Raw genomic sequence first — 19,722 nt, forward strand, 5'->3', positions numbered from 1 at the left:
TATACAATATATGTTTTTAACGATAGAGGATATTATGACTACGAATACAAATGACGTACAACAAACCATTTATAGTGAATTAGGCTATAAATCTATGCCATTCCCATATACCACACCGGCTACTCTTGAAGCCTATGCGGCCCTTGTGGGTATTTCAGCACCTAATCCTAAGAATGCTAGAGTGCTAGAGCTGGGTGCAACCTATGGTGGCAATATTATCTCCCAAGCATTATTTAATTCCGATGCTACCTTCGTAGGTATTGAGCTTTCACAAGAACAAGTTGAAAAGGGCAATGAAGTGATTGCGAATGCAGGGCTAACAAATGTTTCCTTAGTTCAATCTGATATTGCATCTATTGGTAGTGAAATTGGTACCTTTGATTACATTATCGCCCATGGTGTGTATTCTTGGGTCGATGACGGTGTTAAAGATGCGTTGTTGCGCCTTATCGATGAACATTTAGCAGAGGATGGTATCGCTTATGTGTCATATAACACATATCCTGGCTGGCATACGATGGAAGAAGTACGTCAATTGATGATGTTCAGCAACCGTGATAAGGCTCAGTTTAATCACAAGGAAAAGGTACTGCATGGCAAAACGATTGGTAGTATCGTAGGTAGTCAAATTTTAAAATATGACAATCTAAAGGAACGAAATAGTAAATTCCTAGGTGCTCTTCGATCTGTTATGCAAAAGGATGAATACTATGTTGGTCACGATCATTTAGAGCCTAATAATGACCCTGTTTATTTCTATCAATTTAACGACCATTTAGGAGCGCACAATTTAGCATATCTATGCGATGCTGATTTAACTTTATCTATGGTGCGTAGCTTTGATGCTGATATTGCAGATACGCTTGATAAATTGGCGCCTAATGATCATGTGGCTCAAGAGCAGTATTTAGACTTTATGCTAGATACAACATTTAGAAAATCTATTATATGCAAGGCTAACCATGCAGAATCCGTAACTTATGACATGGGAAATCCTGAACTTGTAAACTCTGTACCTATGCGTACTATTATTAATAGCTTTACGTACACCATTCTTTTCAATGAAGAAGTATTGTCCATGTTTGAAAACGATATTGTACGCGATACATTTCAGTCCATTATTAAGGATGGCGGTCAGTTTAATATGATCGAAGCTTTAGCCATTGTGAAAGCTGCTAATGATGCTGCTAAGGGCGATGATGAAAGCTTAGAAGCCGCTGTTAATGCGTTATATGTAGCTATGGCAGAACATATTGTACGCGGTGGTCTACGTTTTTTGAAACACCTACATCCGAAAGCTTACTATATGGAGGGCCAATCCTTTGTACCGGCTAGATTTACAAAATTTGTGAAAGCTTTAGTTGAATCCGGTACAGACATCATGTATGGGGCTACCTCTGAAAATGAAGCCGTGGAAAATCTGTCCGATGAAGATTTGATGTTTATGGAAATCCTCAATAAACCAAAGGCAAAATCTACTATCGTTAATGCGATTAAGAAAAATGTCTTTGGTGGTGCACAAGCTGGTCAGGCAAAAAATCAAACAGCTATGGCTGAAGCGTTCTATGCTGAATTGACGAAACGCATGGAAACATTAGGCTATTTAGAAAATAAAATTAAATAAAGGTATTTACTATGTTACGCGGTGTGATTGCTCTAAGATGCCATAAGATATAGATAAAGGCTAATTCTCGATATATAGAATTAGCCTTTATTTTTATGTTTAATATTTTCGTTTTATTTTATAAATATTACATTTAGTTATATTGAGTTGCATAAAAGATATAGGAAAGATGAAAAAATCCATGAAAAAAACATGAAGTAAACATGACTTTTATGATATACTTTGTATGAGTGATTTTGTGTACATGTAACAATATGGTCATAATAGGCCATATTTTGTTGTTAGTTAGTATAAGTATATTGTAAAAGGAGTTTTTCCATGGCATCTAAAAAGGCAGTACTAGTATATATACTAGAAATCCTACGAGATGAAACAGATGCGAATCATACATTATCTCAAGAGGAAATTCGTAGCATCTTAGCGAAGAAATATGAATTGACGGTAGATCGTAAAACCTTAGGTCGTCATCTAAATGATTTATATGAATCTGGTAATTTTAATATTGAGTGTGAAGAATCTGCACTAGGTACAGATGGATCGATTCGTCGTACCAATTTTTATATGATTCATCCCTTTGAAGAGGCTGAGTTACATTTGTTAATCGATGGCTTATTAGCATCACGTCATATTAGTGTAAATCAGCGTAAAGATTTGATTGATAAGGTATCTGCCTTGGGAGGCCGTTATTTTAAATCCCATGGAAAACAAATTAAGAGTACATCTGATTCTCTTGTGAGAAGTCAGGACCTATTCCTAAATATTGATCTCATTGAAAAAGCGGTGACGGAAGGGAGAAAAATTTCGTTAGTCTATTATCAGCCTAGTACAGATAATAAATTATATCCTAATCTTGATTATGCAGGTAATGAGCGAAATTATATTTTTAATCCCTACCAACTAGTATCTAGTCGAGGACTCTACTACTTGGTAGGTAACCACGATAACCATGATGATATGTCTACACTCCGTGTAGATCGAATTGGCAACATTAAGTTATTGGATATTCGCCGTAAGCCATTGCGGGAAATCCAAGGCTATCATAGTCAAAATACCTTTGATGTAGATAGATACATGAAGGAACATATCTATATGTTTGGTGGTGAATCAGTAACGGTAGTGTTTGAAGCAAAACGCAGTATCGTTAACCAAATTATTGACTGGTTTGATGGAAATGTAACATTTTTAAACGAGACGCCTCAAAAGGTGGAGTGTCGTGTTCATGTTAATCGGGAGGCTTTCAAATATTGGGCACTACAATATATGCAAAGTGTGAAAGTATTATCACCAGCATCATTGGTGTTCGATGTACGTGAAGCCATTCGTGATGGATTAGCACAATATGTACAAAAAGATGGGCAATAATTACAACAGCCCTTCAGTATTAAAAAGGAGCTATTGAGAAATCAATAGCTCCTTTTGTGCATTCTTAGAGAATATGCAATTTTTCTGCTTCTTTATAATCTTTTAATACTGGGCGTGGTGGTAATTTATCGAAAATGCTGACAAGATAAATCGCAATGGACGAGAATAAAAATCCCGGTACGATTTCATAGAGTCCAAAGAAGGCAAATTGTTTCCAAATTAGGACTGTAAGACCACCTACGACGATACCCGCGATACAACCGCGGCGCGTCATGCGTTTCCAGAATAGGGAGAAGATGATAGCAGGACCAAAGGCAGCACCAAAGCCAGCCCATGCGTAAGCAACCATCGTAAGGATGAGGCTATCTGGATTTAATGCTAAGAAAATGGAGATAGCCGCTACCAACAATACAACAATACGACTTACAAGCACGAGTTCTTTGTCGGTTGCAGTTTTGTGAATGATATTAGCGTAGAAATCATTAGCAATAGCAGAGGCTGTTACTAATAGTTGAGCAGATGCAGTACTCATGATAGCTGCAAGCACAGCAGACCAGATGAGGCCAGCCATAAATGGCGTAAATAAACGTTCCGTCATAACGAGGAATATCGTTTCTGCATCTGTACCCACTAATTTTTCTGGTAACATATATACATGACCGATGAGGCCTACGAAAATGGCCGCCAATAAGGAAAGGATAACCCAAACCATAGCGATATTTGTAGATTTTTTTAGTTCCTTCGCATCGGAAATCGCCATGAAGCGAACTAGGATATGTGGCTGACCAAAGTAGCCAAGACCCCAACCAAGGGAAGATATGATGCCGATAACAAGGGCAAACATATCACTCGTATCACCCCAGAGGTTTAAACCTTGAGGAAATTCGCTTTGGATGAGTTGCATCGTATCAATAGGACCACCTAAGTACATGGCTGCCGTAATAGGTACAGCCAAGATGGCGAAGAACATCAACGCCCCTTGAATACAGTCCGTCCAAGATACGGCGAGGAAACCTCCGAGGAAGGTATAAAATACTACAATGCCCGCCGTAATAAAGAGGGATACCGTATAGTCTAAACCGAAGATGGTATTGAATAATTTGCCTCCTGCCACAAATCCAGAGGATGTGTAGATGAGGAAGAAGATTAATATAAACAATGCGGAAATAACAGCTACCGAATGAGATTGATCGTGAAACCGATTTTTTAAATAATCCGGCAATGTTAAGCTGTCGCTAGCTACTTCCGTATGGTTACGCAATCTACGGGATACGAATCGCCAGTTGGCCCAGGTGCCCAAGGTAAGTCCTACGGCAATCCATACACCGGAAATACCTGTAGTATAGGCAAGACCCGGTACACCCATGAGCATCCAACCGCTCATGTCGGAGGCTTCGGCACTGAGTGCCGTAATCCACGGCCCTAGCTGTCTACCGCCTAATATATAGTCACCAATACTGTTCGATTTGCGATAATAGTAGACCCCGATGTACATCATCAGTCCTAAATACAAGGCAAAGGCGATTATGATCATTATGTTGTTGTGTGTCATGCCTATATAAAACCTCCTTAGGGTTGTTCACCACGTTAAAATACATACTAATTATTGTACCATAAATTGCCATTCTATAGGATATGTAAATCATATAATTTATTGGTATATATTGATGATATTGTTAAAATTACTAAACAGTATTATATGAAAATAACTCAAAAAATACCTCAAAAAATGATACAATAAATAGACACGATATTTCGTTTTGATATGGCATATAACATCGTTAATTTTGTACACATAGGAAAGGAGGTATACAGATGGAGGCTATTAATTCTCGTGATCGAGCGTTACAATTACTACAAACCTACTTTGGGTATACCTTCTTTCGACCGGCTCAGGAGGCACCTGTAGAGTCTTTATTAAAAAACGAGGATGTAGTGGCCATCATGCCTACCGGGGCAGGTAAATCAATATGCTTTCAAATTCCAGCACTTTGTAAATCAGGGCTTACCGTCGTATTCTCGCCCTTAATATCTTTGATGAAAGACCAAGTAGATGGTTTGGTGGATCAGAATATACCGGCTGCACTAATCAATAGTACATTAACGCAAACAGAATTTAATAAGACCATGTACGATGTGCGGAGTGGGAATATTAAATTATTATATATTGCACCAGAGCGCTTAGGTTCCAATTTCTTCTGCAATGTATTACGATCTATGCCAATCTCTCAAGTTATCGTCGATGAAGCGCACTGTATTTCGCAATGGGGTCATGACTTTAGACCTTCTTATCGATTGATTGGCGATTGGCTCGCCAGTTTGCCTAAACGTCCCGTAGTGGGGGCTTTCACAGCAACAGCTACGAAAGCCGTAGAGAATGATATTAAAAAATTATTAGGTCTCGATCATGCGAATGTATATGTTACGGGATTTGATAGGCCTAATTTATCGTTTTCCGTCATACGCACACCAAAGCGCATGGATTATGTAGTTGATTATGTGCGGCGCCATAGTCATGAAAATGGTATCATCTATTGCTCTACGCGAAAGGATGTAGAACGAGTCTACGATAATTTGACGCGTGCCGGAATCCAAACTGGATATTACCATGCCGGTTTATCCGATGAGATGCGCAAAGATATGCAAAATAAATACGCCTTCGACCAATTACAAGTCATGGTAGCTACCAACGCATTTGGCATGGGCATCGATAAGAGTAATGTGCGGTATGTGTTGCATTACCAAATGCCGCGCAATATGGAGTCCTATTATCAAGAGGCAGGCCGTGCTGGACGCGACGGTGCACCGGCGGAATGTATTCTGCTCTATAGTGGGCAAGATGTGCGAGTTCATAAGTATTTGATTGAACAAGGTCATTTAGAACCACAACGTGAGCAGGTAGAACTTAGAAAACTGCAGTCTATGATTGATTACTGTTTCTGTAGTACATGCCTAAGAAAATATATGCTCGCCTATTTTGGTGAAATCGTTCCGTGGCTCGAATGCAGTAACTGCAGTTCGTGTAATACAAAGGGGGAACGTGTTAATGTCACGAAAGAGGCAAAAGCCATTTTCCGAGCTATTATCGCCACAGAAGAGCGGTATGGTTCCTCTATGATTTCTTCCATCGTGCGCGGAGAACGAACTGATCGCATTACACGGGCAGGCCTTGATGCATTATCCGTCTTTGGTTATTTATCGGATGTAGGGGATAAAGAGATTAAGGGGCTCATACAACAATTTGTAGCATCTGGCTATTTACGGAGCTCTATGGGGAAATACCCGGTTCTATCCGTCACAGCCGGTGCAGAAGAGGTGTTAGCAGGGCATAAAGAAGTCGAAGAGATTAGGCAAGAGGTCATTGTACCATCTCGTAAAACGAAAAAGTCAGCCTCTATATCTCGCTCCGAAGTGCCTCGTTCTGGTTCTGGTGGGTTATTTGAACACTTACGGCAACATCGTAAACAATTGGCGTCGCAGTTGGGTGTGCCACCATATATTATATTCCCTGACACGGTGCTTATCGATTTAGCCAATATACGACCAAAAACATTAGGTGAGTTTGGCAATATAAAGGGCGTAGGGGAAGCAAAACTAAAAAAATATGGACTTTCATTTTTAGAGGCCATTTCACAATATAAGGGGTAGTAATTGGGCGTTTCTAAACGCTATATTGAATGATTTCCAATATGATTAGGGGGAACTATGAGCTTAGCAGATACACAATATCTCAATATTATTGAAAATATATTAGATCATGGTATATATGGTCAAAATAGAACAGGTATAGCCACATATAAATTGCCACAACAAATTATGCAGTTTGATTTACAAGAGGAATTTCCTATTTTAACCACAAAATTTGTGGCTTTCAAAACAGCTGTGAAAGAATTGTTATGGATTTGGCAAATGCAGTCCAATGATGTGCGTAAACTACAAGATATGAATGTTCATGTGTGGGATGAATGGATGCGCGAAGATGGGACTATTGGCAAGGCCTATGGATACCAAATTGCTAAATATAAACAGTTGGATAATCTCATCAAAACCATCAAAGAAGACCCTGATAGTCGCCGCATGATTGTTACATTGTGGAACATAGAAGATTTGCCTGATATGGCATTGCAACCTTGTGCGTATGAAACATTGTGGGATGTGGGCAATGGTTATTTAAACTGCATGCTTATCCAACGTAGTGGCGATATGGGGCTTGGCGTTCCGTTTAATACGGCTCAATATGCAGCTCTTTTATGTATGATTGCCCAAGTAACCGGTTTGAAGCCTGGTAAGTTTACTCATGTTATTAATAATGCACATATTTACGAAAATCATGTGGATGCATTGCGCGAGCAATTATCTCGTCGAGATCAAGCGTTGCCAGCGCCTAAAATTAGTGTCAATTCACAAATTACTGACTTTTATGACTTCACACCGGATGATATCGTGTTAGAAGGGTATGAACATTTAGGCAAATTGGCTATGACCGTAGCCGTATAGGGGGATACTATGTTAGCACTTATCGTAGCGGTAGCACATCATCGCGTTATCGGCAAGGATAATTCTTTGATTTGGCATTTACCAAATGATTTGAAATTCTTTAAGGAAAAAACGACGGGCCACGTTATTATTATGGGCCGTAAGACCTTTGAAAGCTTGCCTTTTTTATTGCCTAATCGAGAACATTGGGTGATTACGAAAAATAAAGGCTTTAATGCACCGCAAGGGGTACGTGTATTCTCCTCGCCAGAGGCTGCTGTAGAAGCTGCTAAAGAGCTTGATGTAGCCTATGTTATCGGGGGCGCACAAATTTACGAAGCCTTTTTACCGTATGTAGATGTAATGCATATTACTGAGGTTGATCATGAATTTGATGGAGATGCTCATTTTCCTGAATTCGATGCGTCAGCTTTCACTATTACCTCTGTTGTAGAGGGCACGGTAGATGATAAAAATAAATATCCTCATCGATTTGTAACATATGAAAGAAAAGGACATAACTAATGGAATCAATGTTTGCCATTATTGCAAAGGAATTAGGCGTTAAGCCTGGTCAAGTAGAAGCGGCGGTTACCCTCTTAGATGAAGGTAACACGGTGCCGTTCATCGCTCGTTACAGAAAGGAAGTAACAGGCGAATTACAAGATGAACAACTGCGAACCGTAGAAGAACGTATTAAATATTTGCGCAATTTAGAAGCGCGACGCCAAGAAATCATCAATGCTATTACGGAACAAGAAAAGATGACCGATGAATTGATGGCATCCTTGATGAAAGCCGTAAAATTACAAGAATTAGAGGATTTGTATTTACCATATCGACCTAAGAAACGGACACGGGCCATGATTGCCCGTGAACGCGGACTTGAACCATTAGCGGATATGATTTTGAACGATACGGTCACAACGGGCGACCCTCTAGATATTGCAAAAGAATATATATCTGAAGAGGTGCCTACGCCAGAGGACGCCATTCAAGGTGCATCGGATATCGTTGCAGAAATCGTCAGCGATAGTGCCGATTTCCGCGCTACCCTTCGCAAGCGTATGTGGAAGGAAGGGTTTATCCAAGCGGAGCTCGTGGAAGATAATGAGCACAAGGACCAATTCCTTCAATATAATGAGTATGCAGAACCGGTTCGTCAGATGCCGTCTCATCGTATCTTGGCGGTTAATCGGGGCGAAAAATTAGGGGCTCTTAAATTGGCCCTAACCGTACCCGATGAATCTTATATTCAATATATGGTGCGTGGTATCACTAAAAATGAACAATCTATTTTTAGCGATGTGAAAGCTAGCGCCGTAGCAGATGCACATAAACGCTTGATTTTCCCTGCTCTCGAACGGGATATTCGCAATGAATTAACCGAATCGGCAGATGAACAAGCGATTAAGGTGTTTGGGGTAAATCTTAAAAATCTGTTGTTACAACCACCATTGGCAGGACATGTCATTATGGGCCTTGACCCAGGGTATCGTACGGGTTGTAAGATGGCTATTATCGATGCGCAAGGGAATGTACTCGATTATGGAGCTTACTATTTAACGAATAGTGAAAAACTAAAACAAGAAGCACAAAAGAAATTGGCTGAAAAAATCCGCAAATTTAAGGTTACCTTATTGTCCATCGGTAATGGTACCGCTTCGTATGAAACGGAACAATTTGCATCCAAGATGATTGAAGAAGAAAAGCTAGATTGTCACTATATCATTACCAATGAAGCTGGTGCGTCTGTATATTCCGCATCAAAACTAGCTATTGATGAATTGCCAGATTTAGACGTAACGATTCGCGGCGCCGTATCCATCGCTCGTCGCGTACAAGATCCATTAGCAGAATCCGTTAAAATCGATCCTAAGTCTATCGGTGTTGGCCAATACCAACATGATGTTAACCAAAAGCAATTGTCTCACACATTAGATCAAGTGGTAGAATCTGTTGTAAACCATGTTGGGGTAGAGCTTAACACTGCATCACCAGCCATTTTGCAACATATTGCCGGTATTTCCAGTACCGTAGCAAAAAATATCGTCGCATTCCGTCAAGAAAGTGGTGGCTTTACGAGCCGTAAACAATTGTTAAAGGTACCTCGTTTAGGTCCTGCAGCGTTTACGCAATGTGCGGGCTTCTTACGCTTAAATGGGGCTAAAAATCCGTTGGATAATACATCCGTTCACCCTGAGTCTTATGAATTGGCAGAACGTATCATTGGCGAGTTGGGCTTTACATTAAAGGATTTGCAAGATAAATCACAATTAAAAGCATTACAGGTGAAATTGCCATTGGTTGATGTAGATAAGATGGCTCATAAACTTGATGCGGGCGTTCCAACTGTACGAGATATTATCGCTGCTCTCGCTAAGCCGGGCCGTGACCCTCGTGAGGATCTACCAGCACCGCTTACACGTAAGCATGAGGTTAGCCTTGAAGATATTAAGGTCGGCACCGTAGTAAAAGGAACTGTTCACAATGTGGTGGACTTTGGTGCGTTCATCGACTTTGGCTTAAAAACGAATGGTTTATTACATCGCAGCGAACTATGTAAGGGGAAACAACACCCTTCTGACGTACTTGCTGTAGGCGATATTATTGAAGCCGAGATCATCTCTGTTGATGTAAAACGAAATCGTATCGGATTATCTGTTAAGTCATTGAGAAATAAAGACAAGAAAAAGGCCTGATCTAGATAGGTTATTTCGCAAAAAATTATACATGTCAAAATTGAACATGATTAAAAGGAGTCCTTTAGGTAATAGAGGACTCCTTTTTTGTGTGCGTTATTATCATAAATAGTGATAAGCATATCGATTTTGGTATAGAATAAGGCTATTGAGAATACAATAAAATCGCTATATCGAAAACAGTGAAATAGATTGAAGTATTTAGATATTGGGTGTATGATGAACTCATAGAAGACAATTAATAGTCATTATCCATTAAAGGAGGAAGTACTATGAGTTTACATATTAACGAAAAATATGGCCTTTTAATTAATAATGAATGGGTACCAGCATCTGATGGTGCTGAATTTAATGTATATAACCCTGCTAATGGTGAGCAACTCGCCATTTGTGCAGAGGCGACAAAGGATGATGTTGATCGTGCTGTAGCTGCTGCAACGGAGGCTTTTAAAACGTGGAAAAACGTTTCCCAAGTCGATAGGGCAGATTATTTATTAAAGATTGCAGATGCTATCGATGCTCACAAAGAACATTTGGCAACTGTTGAAACATACGATAATGGTAAGCCTATCCGTGAAACACTGAATGTAGATATTCCGTATGGTGCGGATCATTTCCGTTATTTTGCTGGTGTGTTACGCGCTGAAGAAGGTTCAGCACAAGTATTTGATGAAAATACATTGAGTCTTATTATTCGTGAACCGATTGGTGTAGTTGGTCAAGTAGTACCTTGGAACTTCCCGTTCCTAATGGCTGCTTGGAAACTGGCACCAGCTCTTGCAGCAGGTTGTACAGTTGTTATCAAACCTTCTAGCCATACATCCCTTAGCCTTTTGGAATTAGGTAGTATTTTGAAAGAGATTTTACCTCCAGGTGTTGTAAACATCGTAACTGGTAAAGGTTCTAAATCTGGTCAATATATCCTTGATCATCCAGGATTTAGCAAATTGGCTTTCACAGGCTCTACAGAAGTAGGCCTCGATGTATATAAAGCAGCATCTGAACGCTTGATTCCTGCTACATTGGAATTGGGTGGTAAATCGGCTAATATCTTCTTTGACGATGCGAACTGGAAACAAGCTCTTGATGGGGCATTGCTTGGCATCTTATTCAACCAAGGCCAAGTATGTTGCGCCGGTTCGCGCATCTTCGTACAAGATACAATTTACGATAAATTTGTAGCTGAACTATCTAGACTATTTGATAAGGTGAAAGTAGGCCTCCCTTGGGATGAATCTACACAATTGGGCTCCTTGATTTATGAAGCACAAGTTAAGAAAGTGCTTAGCTACGTAGAACTTGCTAAGGAAGAAGGCGCCCGCATTGTAGCCGGTGGCGAACGCATTACCGATGGCGAACTTGGTAAAGGCTGTTTCGTAAGACCGACACTCATCGTAGATGCTACCAACGATATGCGCGTAGCTCGTGAAGAAATCTTCGGCCCTGTAGCAGTTGTCATCAAATTCCACAGCGAAGACGAAGTACTTGAACAAGCTAATGACAGTTTATACGGCCTTGGCGGTGGCGTATTTACTCAAAATCTTAACCGTGCTATCCGCGTAGCTCGAGCCATCGAAACAGGTCGTATGTGGGTGAATACATATAACTCCATCCCAGCAGGCGCACCATTCGGTGGATACAAACAATCTGGTATCGGCCGTGAAACACATAAGGTTATCTTGGAACACTATACTCAAATGAAAAATATCATCGTAAACTTGAGCGATAAACCATCTGGGTTTTATGATTTAGATTAAGAATTTAATAGATTTTCTTTTTACTTATATTTGATAAGAAGGCACCTCGAAGAGGTGCCTTTTTGCATTATCATACTATTACTTAATTTTATTGGACTTAGTGTTCTCCGTTTTCTCTAAATCTAATTTCAAGAATCCAACAGGTAGTATTAGTGCTAGCGTAGGACATATTGATAGCAAATGGAAAAGCGTGACCCACTAGGCAGGTATTTATGCTGGAGAAGATGGCTATGATATTAATGTAGGGAGTGGTACTACATTAGAAGGTGCTGTCATTAAAAGTGAGGCTCCAAAAGCTAAGAATACATCGACTACTCAATCTGCAATCTCAGATGGTATACTAACAGTAGATGGTAAAGAAATTGATACTAAGATAGAGAATATGTTATATCGATTAGATAAGATTTCTAGTAGTAATGATGTCTCTGATATAAACGAGGATAATTCACCTAATAAAAAGGATCTACATAATAGTGGACCATCTATATCTGGATCAGTTATTGTGATGAAGTAAAATTACATATAAAGGATAATAATGATCTTATGCGGTTACATATTAATCCATCTGGTAAGCATACACCTTATAATCATTTACATATACATGATAAGAATGGTAAACCATTAGATAGTAACTGGAAACCTGTTGAACGTCGTGATCCTGAATCACATATAAGAATTAAAGAGGATAAAAATGATGGAACTTCAAAAAAGAATTGATATATTAGATTTATGGGATGAAATGCCATATTCATTAGATATTAAAGATTTTGGTAATACAGTCATATTATTGTCAGAATCCTGTGAAATTAGATTTATTAACTGTATAGAGGTTAATATTAAAAGTGACATTTTATTTAAGAATAAATCAATGAAATTTCATGAATATCGTAATCATGAATATGATATTCAAGATATTAGTGTCGAACCATGTGTTGTAAAAACAGATGGAACTATGACTCATAATAAGAAATGGGTAAGCCCAGTACTAAATGGTGTTAAAGCTAAAATAGTTATGCCTGTAATGTGTATTGATTTGATTGCTGTTGATTTTATAATTTCCACAAAGGCGGACGAAGAGAATCTAATACAGTCTAAGTTTAGTTATATAGACCTTGAATAATTAAACGTATTTGATTAAATCTTTAAGCTGTTAATTTATATAGTCTTAAGGGCGAATGAAATCTTTACTATTTTATCTTTAATAGACCTTTTCCTTATGGGAATATAAAATTGGAGTCAGTCAACTATAATTTAGTTATTAACGGAAATCGTATAATGTTTGACTATCAGAGATTAGTTCATACTAAATGGAGGTTCTATAATAAATGTTGGGGTGACATCATTAACGGTGTCACTACCAACATTATTTTTTTGCAAAAAATAAGCATATAAGGCTCACATGATTTACAATAAAATTGTCAAAGTCCTAAAGAAAGGATGTGAGCTTATATGCCTACTACTGATCCTTTTGCTACACATTGTTTCGTAACGGTATAAATCTCAAGTTATACTATTCATATATGCATAATGAGATAATCAATCAATAATGGGCAAATATAAATCAGAGCACTTTATGTAATAATTTTGATATATAGAAGTTATTTTGAGAGGGTACCTATGAATTCAAAGCGAGTATTTAAATGGATTGGTTGTATTGTTGCTGCTATGATATTAATTTACATTACTATACTGGTAGTCATAATATTTTTGTTTGTTGGTGGCAGTGATTTTCAAAAAGGCTCAATCTATTTAAGCGAGCTCCAGAATAGCGGATTATATTATGGTGATGAAGAACATAAGATTGCTGATAATGTAGTGGCTGTTCACGAGGTGGATAATAAACTCTATTACATAACTTTATCCGGTATTGGCATCTTTGATGAAAATGTAAGCTTTTTAGATCGTTGGAATAAAAATATAAATAATTATAATACTTTTATTCCCAGAAAAGATGCTAAAGTGACGCAATTTAATATAAGTCTTGATGAGTTATATCCTAATATTTCTAGCCTTGATGAAAGCGATAGAGAAATATGGAATGAAATATTTCTAAATAGTGAGAAACGATATACTGGTTTACAAAGTGGGTACCCTATAAAGCTGCCTTTCTATATATCATATATAAAAGAAAGCCCTATTAAGCATGGAGATATAGTCGATCTTTCTACAGGTACCATAATCGGTGAGAATGGTAGTGAGCATATTATGAGGAATGATGCGTATTATAATTTTGAATTTGGAAAATTGACCAAAATTGATTTCTCTCAGAGAACTATATATAGCTACTATTCTGATAAGCTTGATATAGGCCGGTTTGATAAGGATAATTCAGGCTTTGAGAGAAATGAAACTTATGCACATAATGAGTTAAATAAAGTGAGAACGAAAGATTTTGAGATACTGCCTAATTTATTGAATCAACGATTCATAGTACTGAATTCATTTAATGAGTTTTCTGATTTTGATAAAGATACTTTTGAAGCATTGGCTATTAATGCGATTAAGAACCGAAAGGCATTACAGTTGGGACCATTAGAAAATCAAACACTTCGTCAATATCTAAGTAAATAGAATAAGTGGTTAATAAGCATAATTGAACGGGCACCAATAATTGAATTGGTGCCCGTTTAGTTATTCATTATAATTTTGTTAACATAGAACTAGAATATATTTTTTATGATATAGTTGATTACGATGAGTGGAACGATACTAACAACTAATGTTGTAGCGGTATCTCGCACAGACATATTATATTCTGCCATACATAGTTTTAATAATGTAAATGCGGTCCATCCATAAGTGCACATATTCAAGATGAATATAACTGTTCTAACTAGACCAGATGGGAGTGTATTAGTGTATAAACTCATCATAGATGGTACGAATATAATATTTTGTACTAGTGTAAGGACCGCAAATACACTTACAGCGTACATGAATTGTTTGAAAGTATCTTGGAATGTTACACTGATTGTAGCATATGTGTATCAGATGAAAATTAAGGAGTATTTAATCTATGAATCATATTTCAATCGATAAATTATACAATCCACAATATGATTTGTTATCTGTTTCTGATAAAAAGGCATTATTAAATACATTGGCAGCAATATATAATTTAGAATTGATATGTTTTAAAGAGTTTAAGGCATTTGAAAAATCCACATATACGGCAGTATATCGCTCTAATGATGGTATAGACTTTGTATTTGTTCCTGGAGATACTGTTACGTTAGGGCTTAATTTTAAAAATAAACTATTGCAGGATATTTTTAATGATGAAAATTTAGCGGAGCTTGTTTATCCATTTGTTGAAGGATATGAAGATGAAATCCTTAGTGAAGAGGATGTTCAAAGAAAGATTAGCGAAACACTAGAAGATGAAGAAGTACTCTCCAACATAAAAACGTATTTTACGCATAATTTTACTCAAGAAGGTGAGTTTGTAATTCATCCACTATTGGTACAAAAAGAGTATAGTGAAACTTGTTGGACACCTATTTCAGATGAGGACTTAAGACAAAATAAAAAATGGCAACAGATGATAGAAAACGCCGAAAAAGCTGGACTTTCTGAAACAATGGTTCACAATACTGTTTGTTTATATAAAATAGACGATAGCAATTGGTGTGGCAAACTTTATGAAGAAACCACATTTAAGAAAATGTTACAGGATATAAAGATTCATGGATACTCTTTACCTACACGAAGAGAGTGGGAATATTTAACTAGTAAGGGGTGTAGGACCATTTTTCCATGGGGGAACAATATAGATTTTTCGATGAACTTAAAACATATGGAATGGATGGATAATGATGGAGCGTATACATTAGAAAAGGAAAACTTTTTTGGATTGATTATAGGTGATGATCCGTATTGTAGAGAAATCGTATATGACGAATGTGGATTTTCCTATAAAGGTGGAGATGGTGGTCGCAATATATGTGGAGGATTAGGTGTTGTGTGGGGCTATTTACCTGTTTCACCATACTTTCAAGATAGTGAAATGGTAGTAGGTGATTATATAAATGGAGGCTATGATTTTTTTAGACGAGTTATAAGGATTAATGACAATATGAAATGATGTTACATATAATAAATCTAAAGTATCAATTGATAATATTGTTACATAATTAAAATAGGTGCCTCTTAGTAGACACCTATTTTATTAATATTGGGATAAACGGAAGATTCTTCTGTACTCTTCCGGTGCATCAGAACCATCAGATGGTTTTATAATAACTCTAATATATATATGTTTTTTGAAATCTGGATATGTTGTTGCATATTCTTTGCAGAATTGATCCATTCGATTGTAAAAATTTGTTACATCTTGGTTTTGTATGGCCGAATAGGGAATAGGCATTTCAATATACAAAGAAGATGTATCGTATGTGGCATAGGATAACTCCTCTGCTGTTAAATAGTTTTTCATTAATGGAAATGCGGTTATTAATGGAATATTGGTTATTAGTATTCGCTCAACTTGTGGTACAACAGGTGCAGAGGTGTGCAAAACTTCAGATATTTCAATGGGCATCTGTGGATATTTATCAAAGGTAACTTGCCATGTATTGTCCCTTCGTGACTCTAGGTGATAGGTCAAATTAGGATAATTCTTATTTATATATTGTTGAACTTCCTCTTCACTGTAATGTGAGAGAAGATGACAACCTGTTGTTATGATGAGGGAGAATATAATCAGTGGCAATACTACAAATTGTTTTAGGGTAAATGGTTTCATTGTATATTCCTTTTATACTACTTTAGAAAGTTTAGTAAATTGTAATTGCTTAACAGGTATTGCATAATTGCTGGGAGAATTTTGAAGTATATTATTTTATTATATTATACCTAAATTATATGTTTACTCATATAGTTGATCAATGTCATACAACCACTCAATAAACAACAACAAATAGGCTTCTCGAATGAGGGTCCTCTTATGCATTTGGCAATAGTCTATTATTAGGTATGTTATAATTGTAGCCATACGAAATCGTGTTGTTTTGAGAGGACTGTATAAACTATGATTAACCTAGATTATCTATTAATTATAGGGATATTACTTAGCATTTTACTCTTTCTATTAGTTGGAGTCTTTTACTATAGTAAATCTAAACTTTTAAAGGGACTAAATATTTGGTTGTTAATAATACTTAGCGTTCCATTGAGTTATTTATTATATCCCTTATATGAACTGACAGATTATAGAGAAGAATTTACATCAATAGTTATTATTGCAGCGATAATCATTAAAATAATTATCAATTTATCTATATTTATGATAGCCGATAAAATAACAAAAAAATGGATTTCTAAATTACTATTACTTCTATGGGTTGTTCTTGTTGAATGTTTGTATACGCCTATTCATTTATCATACATTACTTTCCTTTGTGTATCAGGTGGAATTGTTTTAATAGAATATTTAAGGGGGAGAAGCAAGCATATTTAATTTGTATTTAGAATTACTTTTGTAGCTTTCACCATCGAAATATGATATACTATTCTAACGCGCATAATTCGTGTGCGATAGGAGGAAACACATTTAGATGTTAGAAAAATTTGAACAATTAATGATTAGCGAACCTGTTCTACGTGCGTTAAATGATATGGGCTTTGAAGAGCCTACGCCAATTCAACAGGAAGCTATCCCAGTAGCCATGAGCGGCAAAGACATGATCGGTCAAGCTCAAACAGGTACTGGTAAGACAGCGGCCTTTGGCCTACCTGTATTGGAACGCGTAGACGGCAGTAATCGTCACGTTCAAGTAGTGATTTTGTCCCCTACACGAGAATTAGCTATTCAAGTAGCAGAAGAGCTTAATAAAATGGCTCAGTATACGGATATTACGGCATTACCTATCTATGGTGGCCAAGATATTAACCGTCAATTCCGTGCATTGAAAAAACATCCGCAAATCATCGTTGCCACACCTGGCCGATTGATGGACCATATGGACCGCGGTTCTATTAAATTTGAAGATGTTAAGATTGTCGTTCTTGACGAAGCTGATGAAATGTTGAACATGGGCTTTGTTGACGACATTAACAAAATTTTAGGGGCTATCCCAGAAGATCACCAAACATTGCTATTCTCTGCGACGATGCCTAAAGCAATTCGCGAGTTAGCAGAAACATACCTTACAGAACCAACGTTGATTCGTATGAAACCTACGCAAGTAACGATGGATCTTATTGAACAATACTATATCGAAGTACAAGACCGTCAAAAATTTGACGTGTTGTGCCGTTTGTTCGACTTACAAGCGCCAGAACTTGCTATCATCTTTACACGTACGAAACGTCGTGTTGATGAAGTAACAGAAGCCCTCAAAAAACGTGGCTACATGGCGGAAGGTATTCATGGTGATTTATCACAACAAAAACGTGATAGTGTAATTCGTCAATTCCGCGAAGGTACAATTGATATCCTTGTAGCTACTGATGTGGCTGCTCGTGGTCTTGATATTTCCGGCGTATCTCATGTATATAACTATGATTTGCCTCAAGATCCTGAAAGCTATACGCACCGCGTAGGTCGTACAGGTCGTGCAGGTAAGGCAGGCGAAGCATATACATTTGTTATCCCTCGTGAAATTGAACACCTTCATGCTATTGAACGTTTAACAAAACGTAAAATTGCGAAACGTCGTGCTCCATCTTTGGGCGAAGTTTTGGAAGGTCAACAACGTCTTGCTGTTGAAAGCTTAATTGAAATGGCTGGTAATACAGAAGAGTTGGCACCGTTTAAGGTAAATGCGGAAGAGTTATTGAATGATACTGATTCCGTTACATTGATTGCGGCAGCACTCAAGTTGCTTACGAAAGAACCGGATACAACACCTGTAAATATTACAGAAGAAAAACCTTTACGCGTGCGTCGTCGCCGTGAAGGTGGTCGTGGTGATCGTCGCCGCCGTGATGGAGACCGTCGTAGAGATGGGGACCGCCGCCGCGATGGTGATCGTCGTCGTGATGACCGTCCGCGCCGCAGTCGTGATGATCGCAAAGGTGACCGCCGTGATAGCCGTCGTCGTGATGATCGTCGTAGCGACCGTCCTAGAGCCGATCGTAAACCTCGTCATCAAAGCGAAGGTTTTAAACCATACTTTAAAGACTAATATGGTATGAACTTTGTTTAATGTATATTCATAGTAGGATTACTATTGAACATAAGTTATGAAAACGTGGATTGTATAAATCCACGTTTTTTATTGCTTAAAATCTACTAGAATGGTACAATAGATAATAATTATTGTTTGAAAATGGACGATAGAGTACCGAGATGTTTCCAAGTGGAGAAAGGTAGATTATTATGGATATCGCACAAATTTTGCGAAGCGAAGGGTTTAAGGTAACCCCTCAACGAATTGCAATTTATGATGCTTTGCGTGGTCATCACAATCACCCAACAGCAGAGATGATTTATCATAGCTTGCGTCCTACACATCCAAGCATGAGTTTAGCAACCGTATACAAAACAATGGAAATTTTTGAAAAAATTGGCCTTGTTAAGGTATTGGAAGTGGGCGATGAACGCGCACATTACGATTGGGATACAACAGCTCATGCACACATTCGCTGTGTTCGTTGTAACAAGGTAGAAGATATGATGAATGTCGATCTTCATGCTATTGCTGATATGGCCGGCAAAGCTAGTGCATATCAAATTACAGGACAGCAAATTACATTTGAAGGCGTATGCCCAGAATGTGCTAAAAAAGAAAGTCACTAACAGATGCCCCCTGCGTATACTCATGCAGGGGGTTTTTGAGTCATATAGAGTTGAAAGGAT

16 protein-coding genes are annotated in these 19,722 nt (G+C 37.7%); 14 read left to right on the forward strand and 2 right to left on the reverse strand.

Going from position 1 to position 19,722, the window contains the following annotated elements:
• Window positions 1–34 precede the first annotated feature (34 nt).
• Together O3617_RS04695 and O3617_RS04700 are read left to right on the forward strand one after the other, a co-directional pair.
• On the forward strand, window positions 35–1,624 hold the full coding sequence (locus O3617_RS04695; protein ID WP_371448932.1) for a methyltransferase regulatory domain-containing protein: 1,590 nt from the start codon (window positions 35–37) through the stop codon (window positions 1,622–1,624).
• A gap of 318 nt (window positions 1,625–1,942) precedes the next feature.
• Window positions 1,943–2,986, forward strand: coding sequence for a helix-turn-helix transcriptional regulator (locus tag O3617_RS04700; protein ID WP_371448934.1), 1,044 nt, complete (start codon window positions 1,943–1,945; stop codon window positions 2,984–2,986).
• Window positions 2,987–3,050: 64 nt separating this feature from the next.
• Here the strand turns inward: O3617_RS04700 and putP are convergent, their stop codons facing one another.
• Window positions 3,051–4,538, reverse strand: coding sequence for a sodium/proline symporter PutP (gene putP / locus O3617_RS04705; RefSeq protein WP_371448935.1), 1,488 nt, complete (start codon window positions 4,536–4,538; stop codon window positions 3,051–3,053).
• A gap of 263 nt (window positions 4,539–4,801) precedes the next feature.
• Here putP and recQ point away from each other — a divergent pair, with 263 nt between their 5' ends.
• The 9 genes from recQ to O3617_RS04750 all read left to right on the forward strand — a co-directional run bounded on the left by recQ (window position 4,802) and on the right by O3617_RS04750 (window position 16,005).
• The gene (gene recQ / locus O3617_RS04710) at window positions 4,802–6,634 is read left to right on the forward strand and encodes a DNA helicase RecQ (protein WP_060807580.1); all 1,833 of its coding nucleotides are present in this window, start codon (window positions 4,802–4,804) and stop codon (window positions 6,632–6,634) included.
• 57 nt (window positions 6,635–6,691) lie between these two features.
• Window positions 6,692–7,483: a thymidylate synthase gene (locus O3617_RS04715; protein WP_005378396.1), complete on the forward strand. Its 792-nt coding sequence runs from the start codon at window positions 6,692–6,694 to the stop codon at window positions 7,481–7,483.
• 9 nt (window positions 7,484–7,492) lie between these two features.
• On the forward strand, window positions 7,493–7,987 hold the full coding sequence (locus tag O3617_RS04720) for a dihydrofolate reductase (RefSeq protein ID WP_371448937.1): 495 nt from the start codon (window positions 7,493–7,495) through the stop codon (window positions 7,985–7,987).
• Window positions 7,987–10,164, forward strand: coding sequence for a Tex family protein (locus O3617_RS04725; RefSeq protein ID WP_371448939.1), 2,178 nt, complete (start codon window positions 7,987–7,989; stop codon window positions 10,162–10,164). Before O3617_RS04720 ends, O3617_RS04725 begins: the two co-directional genes overlap by 1 nt.
• A gap of 272 nt (window positions 10,165–10,436) precedes the next feature.
• Window positions 10,437–11,921, forward strand: coding sequence for an aldehyde dehydrogenase family protein (locus tag O3617_RS04730; RefSeq protein WP_371448941.1), 1,485 nt, complete (start codon window positions 10,437–10,439; stop codon window positions 11,919–11,921).
• A 543-nt stretch (window positions 11,922–12,464) separates the two neighbouring features.
• Complete coding sequence (locus O3617_RS04735) at window positions 12,465–12,638, forward strand: hypothetical protein (protein WP_371448942.1); 174 nt, start codon at window positions 12,465–12,467, stop codon at window positions 12,636–12,638.
• Window positions 12,613–13,041, forward strand: a complete 429-nt coding sequence (locus tag O3617_RS04740) for a hypothetical protein (protein ID WP_371448944.1) — start codon at window positions 12,613–12,615, stop codon at window positions 13,039–13,041. The genes O3617_RS04735 and O3617_RS04740 overlap by 26 nt, the downstream gene beginning before the upstream one ends.
• Window positions 13,042–13,538: 497 nt before the next feature.
• On the forward strand, window positions 13,539–14,492 hold the full coding sequence (locus tag O3617_RS04745) for a hypothetical protein (protein ID WP_371448945.1): 954 nt from the start codon (window positions 13,539–13,541) through the stop codon (window positions 14,490–14,492).
• Between the two features lie 445 nt (window positions 14,493–14,937).
• On the forward strand, window positions 14,938–16,005 hold the full coding sequence (locus tag O3617_RS04750) for a hypothetical protein (RefSeq protein WP_371448946.1): 1,068 nt from the start codon (window positions 14,938–14,940) through the stop codon (window positions 16,003–16,005).
• A gap of 84 nt (window positions 16,006–16,089) precedes the next feature.
• Here O3617_RS04750 and O3617_RS04755 read toward each other — a convergent pair whose 3' ends face one another.
• Window positions 16,090–16,665, reverse strand: a complete 576-nt coding sequence (locus tag O3617_RS04755) for a hypothetical protein (RefSeq protein WP_371448948.1) — start codon at window positions 16,663–16,665, stop codon at window positions 16,090–16,092.
• Window positions 16,666–16,950: 285 nt separating this feature from the next.
• On the opposite strand from O3617_RS04755, the gene O3617_RS04760 reads away from it, so the two are divergent.
• The 3 genes from O3617_RS04760 to O3617_RS04770 all read left to right on the forward strand — a co-directional run bounded on the left by O3617_RS04760 (window position 16,951) and on the right by O3617_RS04770 (window position 19,662).
• The gene (locus O3617_RS04760) at window positions 16,951–17,379 is read left to right on the forward strand and encodes a phosphatase (protein WP_371448949.1); all 429 of its coding nucleotides are present in this window, start codon (window positions 16,951–16,953) and stop codon (window positions 17,377–17,379) included.
• Between the two features lie 97 nt (window positions 17,380–17,476).
• Window positions 17,477–19,048: a DEAD/DEAH box helicase gene (locus tag O3617_RS04765; protein ID WP_371448950.1), complete on the forward strand. Its 1,572-nt coding sequence runs from the start codon at window positions 17,477–17,479 to the stop codon at window positions 19,046–19,048.
• 194 nt (window positions 19,049–19,242) lie between these two features.
• Window positions 19,243–19,662 carry a Fur family transcriptional regulator gene (locus O3617_RS04770; protein ID WP_295999227.1) on the forward strand — a complete coding sequence of 140 codons (420 nt, stop codon included), beginning with the start codon at window positions 19,243–19,245 and terminating at the stop codon, window positions 19,660–19,662.
• Window positions 19,663–19,722 lie beyond the last annotated feature (60 nt).

Source organism: Veillonella sp. 27098_8_77, assembly GCF_041431535.1.
Taxonomy (GTDB): domain Bacteria; phylum Bacillota; class Negativicutes; order Veillonellales; family Veillonellaceae; genus Veillonella.